Annotated in this window: 16 protein-coding genes; 7 read left to right on the top strand and 9 right to left on the bottom strand. The window is 66.5% G+C overall.

Annotation, left to right across the window (positions count from 1 at the left end; all coding sequences use genetic code 11):
- Window positions 1-94 precede the first annotated feature (94 nt).
- The 6 genes from mgtE to F4036_07310 all read right to left on the bottom strand — a co-directional run bounded on the left by mgtE (window position 95) and on the right by F4036_07310 (window position 7,931).
- On the bottom strand, window positions 95-1,444 hold the full coding sequence (mgtE, locus tag F4036_07335) for a magnesium transporter (protein MYK37549.1): 1,350 nt from the start codon (window positions 1,442-1,444) through the stop codon (window positions 95-97).
- 93 nt (window positions 1,445-1,537) lie between these two features.
- Window positions 1,538-2,968 carry a pyruvate kinase gene (gene pyk, locus F4036_07330; GenBank protein MYK37548.1) on the bottom strand — a complete coding sequence of 477 codons (1,431 nt, stop codon included), beginning with the start codon at window positions 2,966-2,968 and terminating at the stop codon, window positions 1,538-1,540.
- Between the two features lie 204 nt (window positions 2,969-3,172).
- A complete protein-coding gene (locus F4036_07325; protein ID MYK37547.1) occupies window positions 3,173-4,330 on the bottom strand; it encodes a phosphoglycerate kinase in 1,158 nt (385 codons plus the stop codon).
- The gene (gap, locus tag F4036_07320; GenBank protein ID MYK37546.1) at window positions 4,330-5,343 is read right to left on the bottom strand and encodes a type I glyceraldehyde-3-phosphate dehydrogenase; all 1,014 of its coding nucleotides are present in this window, start codon (window positions 5,341-5,343) and stop codon (window positions 4,330-4,332) included. The genes F4036_07325 and gap overlap by 1 nt, the downstream gene beginning before the upstream one ends.
- 9 nt (window positions 5,344-5,352) lie before the next feature.
- The gene (tkt, locus tag F4036_07315; protein ID MYK37545.1) at window positions 5,353-7,329 is read right to left on the bottom strand and encodes a transketolase; all 1,977 of its coding nucleotides are present in this window, start codon (window positions 7,327-7,329) and stop codon (window positions 5,353-5,355) included.
- Window positions 7,330-7,376: 47 nt separating this feature from the next.
- Window positions 7,377-7,931, bottom strand: coding sequence for a thioredoxin family protein (locus F4036_07310; protein ID MYK37544.1), 555 nt, complete (start codon window positions 7,929-7,931; stop codon window positions 7,377-7,379).
- Between the two features lie 191 nt (window positions 7,932-8,122).
- Here F4036_07310 and F4036_07305 point away from each other — a divergent pair, with 191 nt between their 5' ends.
- Genes F4036_07305 through F4036_07295 form a run of 3 tightly spaced genes read left to right on the top strand, consistent with a single transcriptional unit; the run spans window position 8,123 to window position 10,358 of the window.
- Complete coding sequence (locus tag F4036_07305) at window positions 8,123-8,701, top strand: peptidase S16 (protein ID MYK37543.1); 579 nt, start codon at window positions 8,123-8,125, stop codon at window positions 8,699-8,701.
- Window positions 8,702-8,712: 11 nt separating this feature from the next.
- On the top strand, window positions 8,713-9,501 hold the full coding sequence (locus tag F4036_07300; GenBank protein ID MYK37542.1) for an enoyl-CoA hydratase/isomerase family protein: 789 nt from the start codon (window positions 8,713-8,715) through the stop codon (window positions 9,499-9,501).
- Window positions 9,498-10,358, top strand: a complete 861-nt coding sequence (locus F4036_07295) for a polysaccharide deacetylase family protein (protein ID MYK37541.1) — start codon at window positions 9,498-9,500, stop codon at window positions 10,356-10,358. The genes F4036_07300 and F4036_07295 overlap by 4 nt, the downstream gene beginning before the upstream one ends.
- Window positions 10,359-10,369: 11 nt before the next feature.
- Here the strand turns inward: F4036_07295 and F4036_07290 are convergent, their stop codons facing one another.
- The 3 genes from F4036_07290 to F4036_07280 form a co-directional block, all read right to left on the bottom strand.
- The gene (locus F4036_07290) at window positions 10,370-11,353 is read right to left on the bottom strand and encodes a zinc-dependent alcohol dehydrogenase family protein (GenBank protein MYK37540.1); all 984 of its coding nucleotides are present in this window, start codon (window positions 11,351-11,353) and stop codon (window positions 10,370-10,372) included.
- A gap of 130 nt (window positions 11,354-11,483) precedes the next feature.
- Entirely contained in the window at window positions 11,484-11,957 is a 474-nt protein-coding gene (locus tag F4036_07285) for an Hsp20/alpha crystallin family protein (protein MYK37539.1), read from the bottom strand.
- Between the two features lie 131 nt (window positions 11,958-12,088).
- Window positions 12,089-13,357 carry an SUMF1/EgtB/PvdO family nonheme iron enzyme gene (locus F4036_07280; GenBank protein MYK37538.1) on the bottom strand — a complete coding sequence of 423 codons (1,269 nt, stop codon included), beginning with the start codon at window positions 13,355-13,357 and terminating at the stop codon, window positions 12,089-12,091.
- Between the two features lie 99 nt (window positions 13,358-13,456).
- Between F4036_07280 and F4036_07275 the strand changes: the two genes are divergently transcribed.
- The 4 genes from F4036_07275 to F4036_07260 are packed head-to-tail and all read left to right on the top strand — an operon-like array spanning window position 13,457 to window position 16,434.
- Window positions 13,457-14,185, top strand: a complete 729-nt coding sequence (locus tag F4036_07275) for an SDR family oxidoreductase (protein MYK37537.1) — start codon at window positions 13,457-13,459, stop codon at window positions 14,183-14,185.
- The gene (locus tag F4036_07270) at window positions 14,173-14,973 is read left to right on the top strand and encodes an SDR family oxidoreductase (protein MYK37536.1); all 801 of its coding nucleotides are present in this window, start codon (window positions 14,173-14,175) and stop codon (window positions 14,971-14,973) included. Before F4036_07275 ends, F4036_07270 begins: the two co-directional genes overlap by 13 nt.
- A gap of 19 nt (window positions 14,974-14,992) precedes the next feature.
- Window positions 14,993-16,087 (top strand): class I SAM-dependent methyltransferase, encoded by a 1,095-nt coding sequence (locus F4036_07265; GenBank protein ID MYK37535.1) that lies wholly within the window; start codon window positions 14,993-14,995, stop codon window positions 16,085-16,087.
- A gap of 5 nt (window positions 16,088-16,092) precedes the next feature.
- A complete protein-coding gene (locus F4036_07260) occupies window positions 16,093-16,434 on the top strand; it encodes a hypothetical protein (GenBank protein ID MYK37534.1) in 342 nt (113 codons plus the stop codon).
- Window positions 16,435-16,438: the final 4 nt, after the last annotated feature.

Below are 16,438 nucleotides of genomic sequence, written 5' to 3'. Positions count from 1 at the left end.
CGAGACGCCATCCTGGCTCGATTCTCGCTGTCCCTGCTCCAACGCTCCCACGAGGAGGGAGACGACGGAAGGGCTTCAGCCAGCGCACCAGGCGCTAGAGGAGGAGCATGGTCGCGAGGCCGAGGAAGGCGGCGAACCCGACCACGTCGGTAATCGTCGTCAGCACGACCCCGCCCGCCAGCGCCGGGTCGATGTTGATGCGCCGCAGAATCAGCGGCACCAGCACGCCAGACGCCGCCGCCGCCAGCAGGTTGATCGCGATCGCCGCGCCGGCGATGAGCGCCACCTCCAGGTTGCTGAACACACCCAGGGTGACCAGCGCAACCACCAGCGCCCAGCCCAGACCGTTCAGCAAACCGACCGCGATCTCCTTCCAGAGCAGCCAGCGCAGGTTGGAATTCTGAACCCGCCCCTGCGACAGGCCGCGCACCATGAGCGTGAGCGTCTGGCTCCCGGCGATGCCGCCCATGCTGGCAACGACCGGCAGCAGGACCGCGAGCAACGCCACGCGCTCCACGGCCGGCTTGAACCAGGCCACCACGCCGGCCGCGACCAGGGCGGTCACCAGGTTGAGACCGAGCCAGAGCGTGCGGCGGCCGGTGCTGACCGCCACCGGAGCAAACATGTCGTCGTCCTCGTCCAGGCCGACGGAACCCAGGATCTCGTGATCGGTCTGTTCCTGCAGGGCGTCCACGACGTCATCGGCGGTGATCTGTCCCACCAGCCTGCCGTCGTCGCCCACGACCGCGGCCACTGAACTGTCGATGTTCTGGAACTGCTGAATGACGTCCGACGCGCTGGTATTGCAATGGATGGGACGCGCCTCGGTATCCATGAACTGGCTGACCCTGGCATCCGCCGCGCCACCGAGAAGGTCGCGCACCTGCAATACGCCCCGGTAGCGGTTCCTTCGGTCAACCACATACACGCAATACAGGTCTTCGGGAAGTTCGGGGTGCGAGCGAAGGTAGCCCAGCACTCCTTCCAGGGTCATGTCCGGGCGAACCGAGACGACTTCCGGCGCCATGAGGCCGCCGGCCGAATCCGGCGGGAAAACAAGGACCGATTGCAGAAGTTCCCGCTCGTCTTCGTCAAGCGACCGGATGATGCGCTCGGTGATGTCGTCGGGAAGGTCGGCGACGAGGTCCGCAAGATCGTCCAGCGGCAATCCCTCGGCGGCATCCACCAGCGCGGCGGACTCCATGCCTTCCATGATCTGGGCGCGCACCTCGTCGTTAAGCTCGACCAGGATTTCACCCTCGTCCTCCTCGTCGACCAGTTCCCAGGCGAGTTCGCGCCGACCCGGGGGCAGCGACTCGATGAGTATTGCGGCTTCGCGCGGACTCAGCGCGTGTACGAGACGGCGCAGGCGCGGCTCGGTGTCCGCCGCCAGCAGGGCGCGCAAGGCTTCGCGCGGAGAGGAGTCGCGCGCATGCTCAAGCATCTCTGATCGCCTGTCTCGTTCATGACGGGCGACATTCTACCGGACTTCCCGATGCGGCGTTCGGCGGCAAATCGACGCAACGCGGCAGGAAAATCAGTCTTCTATGGGAAGCACGGTCATCGAATCGGTGTGGCCGGAGACGCCGGTAATCGCGCCCTTCGTGATGATCACCAGGTCGCGGGCCTCAAGCCCGCCCGCTTCCCGCAGCCGCTCGAATACGGCGCGAAAGAGCTTGTCCGGCTGGGTCTCGGTCACGTCGAAGGCCACCGGGACCACTCCGCGATAGAGCGTGACCCTTCGCTGCGTGCCGGAATGGCGGGTCAACGCGAAAATGGGGATATCGGAGCGGATGCGCGACATCCACAGCGCCGTCGCGCCGGATTCGGTCAGCGCCGCAATCGCCCGAACGTCCATGTGGTTGGCGGCGTACATCGCGGCCTTGGCTATACCCTCGTCCACTCGTTCGAATGCGCCTTCGGTGACCGGGCTGGTTTCCATGCGGCCCGGCATCCAGGCTTCGGCGCCCTCGCAGATGGAGGCCATGGCGGCAACGGCCTCGGCCGCGTACTCGCCCACCGCGCTTTCCGCCGACAGCATCACGGCGTCGGTGCCGTCCATGACCGCATTGGAAACGTCGGAAACTTCCGCCCGGGTCGGCATCGGCCGGTCGATCATCGACTCCATCATCTGCGTGGCGGTTATCACGACCCGGTGGCGGTGCCGCGCGCGGCGGATAATCGACTTCTGCTGGCCGATCAGGCCCTCGTAACCGGTCTCTATCCCCAGGTCACCGCGCGCCACCATCACGGCGTCGGCGGCATCCACGATTTCGTCGAGGTTGTCCAGAGCCTCCGACCGCTCGATCTTGGCGACGATGTGGGCGGAACCTCCCGCTTCCCTGATCAGCCGGCGCGCGGTCTCGATATCGGCACCGTCGCGGACGAAGGAAACGGCGATCCAGTCGAGTTCGGCTTCGGCCGCAAGCTTCAGGTCCCGCCGGTCTTCCTCGGTGAGCGCGGGCACCGCCAGCAGCCCCCCGCCCCGCTTGTTCACGCCCTTGTGATCCGAAACCACGCCGCCGTGGACCACGCTGCAGTGCACTCTGGATCCGCGGGTCTCCTCGACCCTGAGTTCCACATTGCCGTCGTCCAGCAACAGCGTGTCACCGGGGACGACGTCCTCGCCGAGCGTGGTGAAATTCAGCCCGACGCCATGTACGTCGCCTGCGTCGGGATCCAGCGCCGGATCGAAAAAGAACTCGGCGCCGTCTTCCAGTCGCACCGGACCGTCTGCGAATCTGGCGATGCGGATCTTCGGGCCCTGAAGGTCGCCCAGCAGGGCCACGCAACGGCCCAGTTCCTCGGCGGCCGCGCGCGCCTCGGCAATGCGCCGGTAGCGGACATCCCAGTCGCCGTGCGAAAAATTGAGCCGCAGGGCGTCGGCGCCGTTTTCCAGAACGCCGCGAAGGACTTCCGGGCGGTCGGTCGCGGGACCCAGGGTCGCGATGATTTTCGTGCGCCGCATCAACGCAGCATCATACAGGCGTGACATGCTTCATCACCCGTTCTTCGCCCCCTTACCGCGCCAGCTAAAGCCCTTCGGTCGTCCCCCTCCTCGTGGGAGCGTTGGAGCAGGGACAGCGAGAATCGAGCCAGGATGGCGTCTCCAACGAGGAGGGGGACGACCGAAGGGCGAGGAAGAACGAACGAGGAGCGCGAAGAAAGGGCGTTAGCGCGTTTCGAGAACGGATACGCCGGGCAGTTCGCGCCCCTCGAGCCAGGCCAGCATCGCGCCGCCGCCCGTGCACAGATGATCGAGTTCCGAAGCCAACCCGAACTCGTCCAGGGCGCGCAAGGTGTCGCCTCCCCCGGCAACGCGGAAAGCGGGACTGGCGGCCACCGCTTCCGCCACCGTGCGGGTGCCGCCGGCAAACGCCTCGACCTCGAACAGCCCCAGCGGGCCGTTCCAGACGATGGCGCCGGCGCCGGCAATCGCCTTTGCAAAAATCTCCGCCGTTCGCGGCCCGATGTCCAGGATCATTTCGCCCGGCCTTACATCTTCGACCGGTGCGATGCGGGCGCGCCGGGGCGATTCCGGCGAAAGCGCCAGCACGGCGTCCACCGGCAACAGCACCTCGGCGCGGCCCGACAGCACCTGCCGCGCCTCGGCAAACATTTCCGGCTCGGCAAGCGACGCCCCCAGCTCCACGCCGGTCGCGCCCAGCAGGGTATTGGCGATTCCGCCGCCCGGGATCAGCACGTCGGCCTGCGAGGCAAGCGACCGCAGCACACCGAGCTTGCCGGAGATCTTGGCGCCGCCGGCGATTGCCGTCAGCGGCCGGGGAGGATCCGAAAACGCCGCCTGCAAGGCCTTCAGTTCGGCCAGCAGAAGCGGCCCCGCGCAGGCTTCCGGCGCTGCCCGCGCGACCGCATGAACGCTGGCCTGGGCCCTGTGGGCGCTGCCGAAGGCATCCATCACGAACAGGTCGCACAGCGCCGCCATGCGCTTTCCGAGTTCCGCGGAGTTGTCCTTCTCCCCGGCGTTGAAGCGCACGTTCTCGCACAGGACCGCCTGTCCGCCGGAAACGTCCACGCCGTCCAGCCAGTCGTGCTGGAGCGGCACGGGCACGCCCAGGGCCCGGCTCAGCGCCTCAGCGACGGGGGCCAGCGAATACCGGGCATCGAACGTCCCTTGCGGCGGGCGTCCCAGGTGCGATAGCACGATTACCGCCGCGCCGCGATCCAGGCAATGGCGAATTGCCGGCAGCGCCGCCCGGATGCGCTGATCGTTGGCAACCCGGCCCTTTTCGATCGGGACGTTCAGATCCGCGCGAATCATGACCCGCCGTCCGGTGACGACGGCGGAACTCAGCGCGGGAACGGTCATCAGGGTGCTTCGAGCAGGGCCAGCGTGGTGTCCAGCATGCGGTTGGCGAATCCCCATTCGTTGTCGTACCAGGAGCACACCTTGACCAGGTCATCGCCCAGCACCTTGGTCATGCCGGCGTCGTAGACCGACGAATAGGGGCAGTGGTTGAAATCGGTGGAAACCAGGGGCTCGTCGCTGAAGGCCAGCACGCCGCTCAACTCGCCGTCGGCGGCGGCCTTCATGGCGGCGTCGATTTCGTCCACCGTGGTTGCCCGCGAGGCGCGGAACGTGAGATCGACCAGGGACACGTTGATCGTGGGAACGCGTACCGAAAAGCCGTCCAGCCGGCCGTCCAGTTCCGGCAGCACCAGCCCCACGGCGGCCGCGGCCCCGGTCTTGGTCGGAATCATCGACTGGGTGGCCGACCGGGCGCGCCGCAGGTCCTTGTGATAGACGTCGGTCAGGACCTGGTCGTTGGTGTAGCTGTGAATGGTGTTCATGATGCCCTGCTCGATGCCCACCGCCGCGTGCAGCACCTTGGCCATGGGCGCAAGGCAGTTGGTGGTGCAGGAAGCGTTGGAAACGATCGTGTGGCTCGAGCGCAGCACCTGGTGGTTGACGCCGTAAACCACCGTGGCGTCCACATCCCTGCCCGCGGGAGCGGAAATCACCACCCGTCCGGCCCCGGCGCTCAGATGCATTCCGGCCTTGTCTCGCGAGCGGAACAGTCCGGTGCATTCCAGCACCACGTCCACGCCGAGCTCCGCCCAGGGCAACTGCGCCGGATCGCGCTCCGCCAGCACCCGGATGCGATCTCCGTCCACCAGCATGTCGTCGCCCTCCATCGCGACCCCCGGGCCGAAACGCCCGTGAGCGGTGTCGTAGCGCGTCAGGTGCGCATTGGTATGGGTATCGCCCAGGTCATTGATGGCGACGACCTGCATCGCGCCTCGCTTCCCTTCTTCGTAAAGCGCGCGGAGGATGCAGCGCCCGATTCGTCCATACCCGTTGATTGCAATTCTTGCCGCCACTTCCCTACCTCATCTTGAAGCAAGTCCGCGCACTTCGGCGACGGACTCGCGGGCCAATGCCGCCACCGCTTCCGCGGTGAATCCATAATGTTCGAACAACTCGCCGCCCGGCGCCGATGCGCCGTAGCGGCTAATTCCCAGCACGCGTCCGTTGGGGCCGGTAATGCCGGGCCAGCCTCGGGGAACGCCCGCTTCGACCGCCACCCGCGCCCTCACGGCTTCCGGCAGCACCGACTCGCGGTAGCCGGGGTCCTGCTGCATGAACACGTAGACGCAAGGCATGGAAACCACCCGAGCGGCAATGCCCTCGCCCTGAAGTTCGGCTGCCGCGGCCATCGCCAGCTGCACTTCCGAGCCGGTCGCGACCAGCAGCACGTCGGGCGCGGCCGCCGCTTCCCGCTGCAGCACGTAACCGCCGCGGGCCACCTGGGCCAGCTGCTCGTCGCTGCGCTTCTGGGCCGGCAGCCCCTGGCGCGTAAGCACCAGGCTCGTTGGGCCGTCGCGGCGCTCGATCGCCGCGCGCCAGGCCACCGCCGTCTCTACCGAGTCGCACGGCCGCCATACGCGCATGTTGGGAATGATGCGCAGCGATTCCAGGTGCTCGATCGGCTGGTGCGTAGGACCGTCTTCGCCCAGGCCGATCGAATCGTGCGTGAAAACGAATATGCAGGGCTGGCGCATCAGCGCGGCCATGCGGATGGCGTTGCGCTGGTAATCGGAAAACGTAAGAAAGGTGCCGCCGTACGGTATGAAGCCTCCGTGCAGCGCCAGGCCGTTGAGCATGGCGCCCATCGCGAACTCGCGAACGCCGAAGTAGACGTAGTTGCCGCCGCCTTCGGCCGTGATGTCCACGGACCCGGAATGGCGCGTGCAGTTGGACCCGGTCAGGTCCGCCGAACCGCCCACCATTTCCGGCAGCATCGGCGCGAACGCCTCCAGGGCCCCCAGCGACGCCTTGCGCGTGGCCTGGGTCTTGTGCTCCGCCGCGATGTTCCCGATCGCCCGTGCCGCCGACGCCTGCCAGTCGTCCGGCAGGCGGCCGTCCATGCGCCGCTCGAACTCCGCGGCCTCCGCCGGAAAAGCCGCGCGATAGGCGGCAAATTTCTCGTTCCAGCCAACCACCCGCCGCTCGCCGCGATCGCTAATGTTCCAGCCGCGGCGGATGTCTTCCGGCACCTCGAACGGCGCATGCGGCCAGTTCAGCTCCTTGCGCGCGGCCTCGATCTCGGCCTCCCCCAGAGGTGCGCCATGCGTATCCGCCGTGCCCTGCTTGTTGGGCGCCCCGAAACCGATAACGGTCCGGGCGCACACCAGGCTGGGCCGGTTCGCGTCCGCACACGCTTGGTCCAGCGCCCCGCGCAGTGCCTCCGGATCATGGCCGTCGACATCGCGAACCACGTGCCAGCCGTAGGCCTCGAACCTGCCGGGCGTATCGTCGCGGAACCACCCGTTCACTTCCCCGTCGATCGAAATGCCGTTGTCGTCGTATATGCAGATCAGCTTGCCCAGGCCCAGCACGCCCGCCAGCGAACAGGCCTCGTGCGAGATGCCTTCCATCAGGCAGCCGTCGCCCAGCAGAACCCAGGTCCTGTGGTCGACGATTTCATGCTCCGGGCGGTTGAATTCGGATGCCAGCAACCGTTCGGCAAGCGCCATTCCCACCGCGTTGGCCAGACCCTGACCCAGTGGCCCCGTCGTGGTCTCGATGCCGATCTCGACGTTGAGTTCCGGGTGGCCGGCCGTGTGCGAGCCAAGCTGTCGGAAGGCCTTGAGCTGGTCGATGTCCAGGGCGTAGCCGGCCAGGTGCGCGGCGCCGTACAAAAGCATGGAACCGTGCCCGTTGGACAGTACCAGCCGGTCGCGGTCCACCCAGTGAGGCTGCCTCGGCGCCACCTTCAGGTAGTCCGAGTACAGCAACTCCGCAATGTCCGCCATGCCCATGGGCATGCCGGGATGGCCGGAGTTGGCGCGCTGCACGGCGTCCATGGCCAGTGCGCGCAGGGCGTTTGCGCGCTCCCGGCGCGCGCCGGGTGTCACTGGCCGCGCCACTTGATGGAGCAGCCCTGGCTGGAATTCTGGCTGCGCGGGCCCTGTCCCGTCCTTGCGATTTGGACCATGGCATCGAACAGTTCGCGCGGCGCGTCCGGGGGACCGGCGCGCGACGTGCTGGAATCCAGCCGCCCGCGGTACTGCAGTTCAAGATCGGCGTTGTAGCCGAAGAAGTCCGGCGTGCATACCGCACCGTAGCTGCTCGCCACTTCCTGCGATTCGTCATAGAGATACGGAAAATCGAAGCCGGCCTGCTCGGCAAGGGCGGCCATTCGCGGCGGAGAATCCGCCGGATAGCGAACCACGTCATTGGGCATGATCGCGACGCTGCCGATGCCATGCTCGCGCAACTCGGCGGTGTCGCGCGACAGTTTGCCGAGGATGGCCTGCACGTACGGGCAATGATTGCAGATGAACATCACCAGCGTGCCGTTCTCGCCGGCGCAGTCCTCGAGACTGAACTCGCGCCCGGACGGGTCCGGCAGGTTAAAACGCGGCGCGGGGACGCCGAAATCGCAGGGAGGCGGACCCATCAGCATGAAATGCTCCTTCGTAGCGGCCGGGAGAGGGAAAAGCTGGATGGCAAAGCGGTGACGGATCAGGACCTGAGTCAAGGCGGTTTGAACTGGCCGCCGGAAGCTTCCACGAAAGGCCGGAAGTTTATCACGCAGGCCGTTTCCGATAAACGCCGAACGGGTGTTTCCGGAGCCGGTCGGCATATTATTGGCGCATGCGCACCGGCACCCCGCTGTTTCCCCTGCCCACGGTCCTTTTTCCGGAAGGCCCGCTGCCCTTGCGGGTGTTCGAGCCCCGTTACGTGGACATGGTCGGAAGGTGTATGCGCGACGACGAACCGTTTGGCGTAATCCGGATCGAGGAAAACGGCAAGTCGTCTTCGGAGACGCAGCTTTGCAGGATAGGAACGCTTGCAATCATTGCCGACTGGTTCCAGAGCGACGGCGGCCTGCTGGGTATACTGGCCATCGGCTCGCTCAGGTTCCAGCTCCACGCGACGGCCCGGCAGCCAGATGGATTGCGGGTCGGCGACATCGAGGAACTCCCGCCGGAACCCCGGGTTCCCCTGCCGCCGGAGTTCGTTTCCATGAGTTCCGCGCTGCAGCACCTGATTCAGAAGCTGGACCGCCTGTACCAGGGCATCGAAACCCGATTCGACGACGCCAGCTGGGTCAGTCTGCGGCTTGCCGAGATTCTGCCCATCGGCCTGGAGCACAAGCAGCATTGCCTGGAGCTTGAGGACCCGCTGGAGCGCCTGCGGTATCTCCGCCCCCTGGTGCGACTGAGCCGCTAGCACACCGAATCGTGTCAACCGAAATGCTTCTGGTGCAAGAATGCGAGGGTGGCCTGCTGCGCCTGACGCTCAATCGCCCGCGGCAGCACAACGCACTGAGCTTCGCGCTGCTGGAGCAATTACGAGAAACGCTCGAAAGCTACGCACGGGACGCGACGCTCAAGTGCGTAATCGTGACCGGCGCCGGCGACAAGTCGTTTTGCGCCGGGGGCGATCTGCACGAACTCGACTCGATGCGGTCGCTGGAGGACGCCCGCGAAATCTCCCGTATCGGGCGCCGGGCGCTGGATGCGGTGCGCTATTTTCCGGTGCCGGTGGCCGCGGCGCTGAACGGTGACGCGCTGGGAGGCGGCGCCGAACTGGCTCTGGCCTGCGACTGGTGTCTGGCCGCCAGGCATGCGCGACTGGGCTTTCTGCAGGCGCGGCTCAACCTCATGACCGCATGGGGCGGGGCCGCGGACGTCCTGGCACGCTGCGGCAGCGCGAGAGGCATGATGCTGTTGCTCAAGGCGAAGCGGCTGGGCGCCGGCGAAGCGCTTCAGGCGGGTCTCCTGGACGAAGTGTGCGACGAAGGACAGGGCGTGGACGAATTGGGGCAGGCCTGGAGCGCCGCGATGACGGAGCGCAGCCGCGCGGTGCTGCGCGGACAGAAAGCACTGGCGGTCGTGATGCGCAGAAGCATGCAGGAGGCTCTGTCCGAGGCCGAAGAGCAGCACATGGCCAACGCCTGGACCGATCCCGCGCACTGGGAAGCCGTGCGGCGGAGTTTCTCCGGCAAGAAGGAGTCGCGCAGGACATGAATACGGGCTTTCGCTGGCCGGGCGGCGCCGGCCTTGCACTTTCGGTCGTGCTCAACATCGAGGAGGGCGCCGAGGCCAGCCCCAGGGACGGCGATCCGCGCCCGGACCCAGTGGATGAGCTCGGCATTGCACTGCGCGGCTCAAGCCGCAATCTGCCCAACGAGAGCAACTACCGCTACGGCGTGCGGGCGGGAGCGCCCCGCCTGCTCGACATCATGGACCGCTACGGCGTCCCATGCACGGTGGCGGCCGCGGCGCTGGCGCTCGAGCGCGCACCGCGGCTCGCAGAGAAACTGGCGCAAAGCCATCACGAGGTCTGCGCGCACGGGTTTCGCTGGGCCTTCCAGCACCGCATGGAGGAAGCCGAGGAGCGCGAATTCATCCGCAAGGCCGCCGACAGCATCGAGTCCTCCGTCGGTCGCCGTCCGCAGGGCTGGCTGTCGCGCTACCTGTTTACGGAAAACACGCGGCGGCTTCTCGCCGAGGAGGGCTACGGCTATCACATGGACGATTTCAGCGACGACCTGCCCTGGTGGGACGTTGACGGACCACAGCCATTGCTTGTGTTGCCCTATGCGCTGGACACCAACGACATGAAGATGTGGAATGCGCCTGCCTACACGGCGCGGGCCTGGCTCGATTACCTGAACGACAGCCTCGACCTGCTTCTGAAGGAGAGCCGCAGCGAACCCAGGATGATGTCGGTGGGGATCCATGCTCGCATTGCCGGGCGCCCCGGACGGGCCGCGGCCTTCGATTCCTTCCTTGCGCGGGCCGTCACGCGGCCCGGCGTATGGGCTGCCACCCGATTGCAGATCGCCGAGGCCTGGAGGGACGCCCACCCGCCGCCCGGCTGAGCGTTACTGCACTAGGGGATGAGGACCGCGGCGCCGTTCAGGCGGCCGCCGCGAAGGTCCGCCAGGGCCGCGTTGGCTTCCGCGAGGGGATAGTTCCTCACGCTCGTGCTGATCGGCATCGCCGCGGCCAGCGACATGAACTCGTCGGCGTCGGCGCGGGTCAGGTTGGCTACCGAACGCAACACGCGCTCGCCCCACAGCAGTTCGTAGGGAAATGCCGGAATCTCGCTCATGTGGATTCCGCCGCACACTACGGTTCCGCCCTTGCGAACCGCCGAGAGGGCCGCGGGAACCAGGCCGCCCACCGGCGCGAAGATCAGCGCCGCGTCGAGTTTCCGGGGCGGATGCCGGTCCGAAGGTCCGGCCCACACCGCGCCGAGTTCGCGGGCGAACGCTTCGCCCTGCCGGTCTCCGGGACGGACAAAGGCATAGACTTCCTGGTTCCGCGCCAGCGCCACCTGCGCGACGATGTGGGCCGCCGCACCGAACCCGTAAATTCCGAGGCGGTCGGCCGTCCCGGCCAGCTTCCAGCTGCGATAGCCGATCAGGCCGGCGCACAGCAACGGAGCGGCATGTTCGTCGGAGTAACTCTCCGGGATCGGTACGCAGTAGCGTGCATCGGCGAGGATGCCCTCCGCATAGCCGCCGTGGCGGTGAAAACCGGTGAACTGCGCGCTCCCGCAAAGGTTTTCCCGGCCTTCGCGGCAATAGCGGCACTCACCGCATGTCCAGCCCAACCACGGCACGCCGAAACGCTGCCCGGGCCGGACACGTTCGACACTGCTTCCCACTTCTTCGGCTATCGCCACCGCCTCGTGTCCCGGGACGATCGGGAAGCTTGTGTCGGGCAGTTCGCCGTCGACGAGGTGCAGGTCGGTGCGGCAAACGCCGCAGGCCAGAACGCGGCCCCGTACCTCGCCTGCGGCAGGCGCCGGCAGGTCCAGTGTTTCGGAACGCAGGCCGCCGCGCGGACTGCTGAGAATCATCGCGCGCATGGCGCGATTGTGGCATGAGAACCTGCCGACCGCCTTGCCGGGAGGGCTCAGGCGGGCCGGCAGGGTTTGAGTACCTGCCGACCGCCTTGCTGGGAGGGCTCAGGCGGGCCGGCAGGGTTTGGGGGTAGGGTCAGCTCGTATTGACCTTGATCTGGCGTGACGGCGGCTCGACCTCTTCGGTTTTCGGCAGCAAGATCGCCAGCACTCCGTTCTTCAGGCGGGCCTGGATCTGGTCCTGGTCCACGTCGTCCGGCAGGCTGAAGGAACGCTTGAAGGCGCCGAAACCGCGTTCGCTCAGGTAAACGCTGCGCCCGTCACTCTCCTGCTCGTAACTGCGCTCGCCGGTGATCGTCAGGACATCGTTGGATACGGAAATGTCCACGTCCTTGTCCCGCAGTCCGGGCAGGTCCGCGCTCAGTTCGTAGCCCTTTTCTGTTTCCGCGATGTCCATTCTCGGCGTGAGCGTCAGGCCCCGCTCCAGGCTTTCGCCGTTCGAAACGCTGAATGCCCGGTCCATCCAGTTCTCCAGTTGCCGGTGCATGGAATCGAGGGTCCACGGCGTGACAAAAGTCCGCGGACGGGTTCTTACAACAAGGCTTCTCATTGCTCTGCTCCTCTTTTGGCTCTTACTTGTTCGCTCCCTTCATTGCGGGAGCCTCTTCTGCTCTGGAAATGGGGATTTCAGGCCGGGATTTCAAGCCCGTTTCGCGGTCCTTGCGGACCGGCCGCGGCGCGTCAGGGCGTCAGCGTGCGGGCAACGCGAAATCCGATGTCGTTGCTGCGCCCCCGGCTGGACAAGGGCGTCCGAAAAGCAGCGCGAAGGGACTCGGGTTCATAGGCGAATGCGCCGCCCCGCAGCACGCGCATCGAGCAGTCGCCCTCCAGCCGGGCGGCGCCGTCCCTGGGTGCGCGCCGATAGTGATCGTTCCAGCAATCCTGAACCCATTCCCAGACGTTGCCGTGCATGTCATAAAGGCCGAACCCGTTGGGCAAATAGCTCCCCACGACGGCTGTTTTCCTGCCTACGCCGTCGGAACAGAAGCTGTTGCGCCATTCGTAGTCCGTTTCCGCGTCCGCGTGATTCGCGTACCGGCACAACTGGGTGCTGTCGTTGCCGAAATGGTATTTCCCTTCCGAGCCGGCGCGTGCGGCATATTCCCATTCCGCCTCGCTCAGGAGCCGATAGTTTTCGCCGGTTTCCCGCGACAGCCATTGCGCGTACCGAACCGCGTCATCCCAGCTTACGTTGATTACCGGTCGGCGCTCCCGTCCCCAGCCTTCGTCTGCCGGACGGTTCGAACCGGAGAAACGGTCATAATCCTCAAACGTGACCGCGTAGCGCGAAACGGCAATGGGGTCGTCAAAGAAGACCCGGTGCACCGGGCGTTCATCCGGGAAACAGCCGCTGCGGGTAACGCAACCCATGCGGAAGCGCCCGGCCGGTATGACTACCATCTCCGGCCCCGAATCCCCCGAAGTCAGCACGTCGGCGAACGTGCTTCCCGGCTGGAAAGGCGCCGCCGAGACGGAGGGCAATACGGACGGACGCGCTTCGCCCCGCGGCTGCGCCGAAGCTGTGCGCTGCGGCCGCGGTTCCGCCGCGACCGGGGTTGCGGGCCCGGGCGCCGGAGGCGGATCGGTCGATGGCTGCCCTGCCGCTTCCGCTGAAGCGGATGGCTCCGTTACCGGCTGCGGTTGCGACGCCGGTTTCGGCTCCGCAGCCGCCGTCGGCGCTTCAGTTGTGCTCTTTCTTGTCATGGCCGCCACGACGCTTGCATCCACTCCGGCCCTGGAGAGCATGATGAGTTGCTCCACGGTGGTATCGAAGTCCGAGCGGGTGGATTCGATCTTGATCAGGATCACCTCGGCAGGAACTCCAGCTTCGGTGAGCGCGATGATGTCCGCGTTGGTCAGCACCTCCTCCTGTTCCTGACCCGGTGCGCACGGCGCCAGGCAGAGCACGGCCAGGAACACGAATGTGACAAATCCTGCCGACTGTTTCATGGATGCTGTTCGGATACCGGGGAACCCGATTATTTCACCTTTTAGCCGGCGTCGCACGCGGAGGAGTGGGGAACGGGCGTCCTGTAGAATCGGCCGGCAATGTCCGAGCGGCTCGCCAACAAGATCATGCTCGTCAGCGGCGCGGGGCCGGTAGTGTCTTCCGCCGTGGCGCGCCGTGCAATGGATTGTGGCGCCGAGGCCGTTCTGGTCGCCCACGATCCCGGCTCAAGGGACGCCGCCGAATCGGCACTGGCGGGAACCGGGGCGCACCTGGTGGCGCACAATCGCGCCGACCCGCGCGCCTGGCCGGAACTTTACGACCGCCTGGAATCGGAGTCGCGGCTGCCCGACGTTTTGGTGAACGGTTGTTACGCGCACCATGCCGGCGCCCTGGCCGAGACTTCGCTCGAGCAGTTCAGTCAGGCGCTGCAAAGCAACCTGACCGCCGCCTTTTTCGGAACGCAGACGGCCGTGGTGCGCTTGCGGGCGGCGGGACGCAAGGGCGCGATCATCAACATGAGTTCGGTCTTCGCGGACCGCGCGCTGGCGGGCACCGCCGCCTATGCCGCCAGCGCCGGCGGCATCCGGTCGCTCAGCAAGTCCGCGGCGCTGGCCTGCGCCGAGGCGGGCGACGGCATTCACATACACACCGTGTTGACCGGGCACTACGAAGGCGGCCCGGACCTGCCGAACGGCGGAAACCCGTTGCTTGACGGCGGGATCAGCGTCGGGGAAGTCGCGGCCCTGGTCGTGCAGCTGGCGGGCGACGGCGCCACCTATACGCACGGCTCGGCCGTCATGCTGGACGGAGGCCTATGGATTTCCTGAACGACACGGCCGGGCACGGCGAACCCGGCCGGCTGGCCGGCAAGCGGGTGCTGATTACCGGCGCCACTTCCGGAATCGGGCGCGGCTGCGCCATGCACATGGCCGAGGAAGGCGCGCGTCTGATCTTTACCGGCCGCAACGAGGAGGGAGCGGCCGAGACCCTGCGCATGGTCCGGGAGGTGGCGCCCGAAGCCGAGATCGAATTCATACGACAGGACGTGACTCTGGAAGCGGACTGGACGCGACTGTATGACCGGGTGCGCGAGGTCTGGGGCGCAATGGACGTGCTGTTCAGCAATGCCGGCGACGCAAAGCTGGGGCCGCTGGAGGACGTTACGCCCGAGGACCTGGATTTTCTTTACAAGGTCAACGTGGAAGGCCAGTTCATCGGCCTGCGCGACGGCCTGCCGCTGATGGCGCCTGGGGGAAGCATCATCGTCATGTCGTCGCGGGCGGGACTGCGCGGCTTCCCGCACGGCACCGCCTACACTTCGGCCAAGGGCGCGCTGACCGCCCTGACCAAGGTCGTTGCCGCCGAGGCTGCCGCCCTGGGCACCGGGATACGGGTAAACTCGGTGCATCCGGGTCTCGTCTGGACGGAAAGCGTGGAACGCGTGCTGAAGGGACGCGTGGAGGAGTTGCGTCCCAAGATGGAAGCCACCGTGCCGATGCACAAGATCGGGCATCCGCGCGATGTCGGCGATCTGGTCTGCTACCTGTCCAGCGACGATTCCCGCCACATTACGGGAGCCGAGCTGTCCATAGACGGGGGAATGGCGGCTCAATAGCGCCCCGGGGAGAGGAACCATGCCTTTGATGCAAGTAGATACAAGCCAGGCGCTGAAGCGGCAAAACGCTACCATCCTGCCGGAACTTGCCAGCCGCGAGGACGAAAGTTACCTGGATTTCGTGGAAAGCCTGCGGTCCTTCGTGCTGGACGGCATGCAATTCGACCAGCAACTCGCGACCCGCACGGGGCACCTTGAGGACACCTCCGAACCGCCCGAAGAACGCCTCGAAAAAGTGCGTGAGATCGCCGGCGACATGCCGGTCGCCCGGGTGCGCGACCGCCTGATGCGCTCGCAGCAGGAAATGAAGTGGCGGCGCATCGTAAGCTCGCTGGATGCGCGCCGCGACATTCACCTCGACCGGCTTGAGGCCGCCGAGGGCCGCGGACCGGCCCAACTGGAGCTGAATCCGGACTTCGAGCAGCCGGAATATGCCAACGTGCACTTTCACCTGCAGCCCGACGGATACCACAAGGATCCGCTGGCGGGATTCCGCTACCACTACGGGACAAAAGTATTCTTCGTCGGCGACAACGACAAGGACCAGTTGCACGCCTCGCTGGTGAACAATCATCTGCCGCTGCCGGCGGACGGCCGCGTCGAGCGGATTCTCGACCTGGCCTGCTCGGTCGGGCAAAGCACCACCGCCTTGAAGCAGAGATTTCCGCAGGCGGACGTAACCGGCATCGACCACTCCGAGCCGATGCTGCGCTGCGCCCACCACCGCGCCGTGGAGCTGGGCATCGACGTGTGCTTTGCCCAGCGGCTGGTCGAGAACACCGGCTATGACGACGACAGCTTCGACATGGTCTTCTCCTTCATCCTGTTCCACGAGATTCCTATGCGGATCATTCGCGAGACCCTGGCCGAAGTGAACCGGGTGCTGCGTCCGGGCGGGATGTTCGCGGTCTACGACTTCATGATGGCCAGCGGCATGACGCCGGCCCAGCTTTACCACCGCCATTTCGACTCGCGTCACAACGGCGAAGCGTACGGCGACGACTTCTGCTATACGGATTTCGACGGACTGCTGAAGGAATTCGGCTTCGCCGAGGCGGCGCCCGGCAAGCACCTGGGCACGACCCAGGTCTGGTACGCGACCCTGCCCGGCTAGGTCCGGTGAGCAAAGGCCCCTCAGGGCAGACGCCGGAAGGCGGTGCGCCGCTGGTCGGCGACTACCCGGTCTATTTCAACGACCCGGTGCAGGATGCGATGATGAACATGATCCTGGAACTGAGCGCCCAGCTCTGGATGAGCATGGACCGCATGTATGCGCTGGAGGACCTGCTCGCCCGCCAGGGCATAGTGACCGCTGCCGCCCTGGATGGGTACCGGCCCGACGCGGAGCGGGCGAAGGCCCTTAGGGCGCGGCGCGAGCGCTTCACCCACGACATCCTGCGCGACCTCAAGTCGCTTACGGAAGGGGCGGCGTCCGCTCCGGCGGGACCGGGCACGGAGTAGGAAC

This window comes from Gammaproteobacteria bacterium (genome assembly GCA_009845905.1).
Classification (GTDB): domain Bacteria; phylum Pseudomonadota; class Gammaproteobacteria; order Steroidobacterales; family Foliamicaceae; genus Foliamicus.
This window is presented reverse-complemented; position numbering and strand designations above follow the sequence as displayed.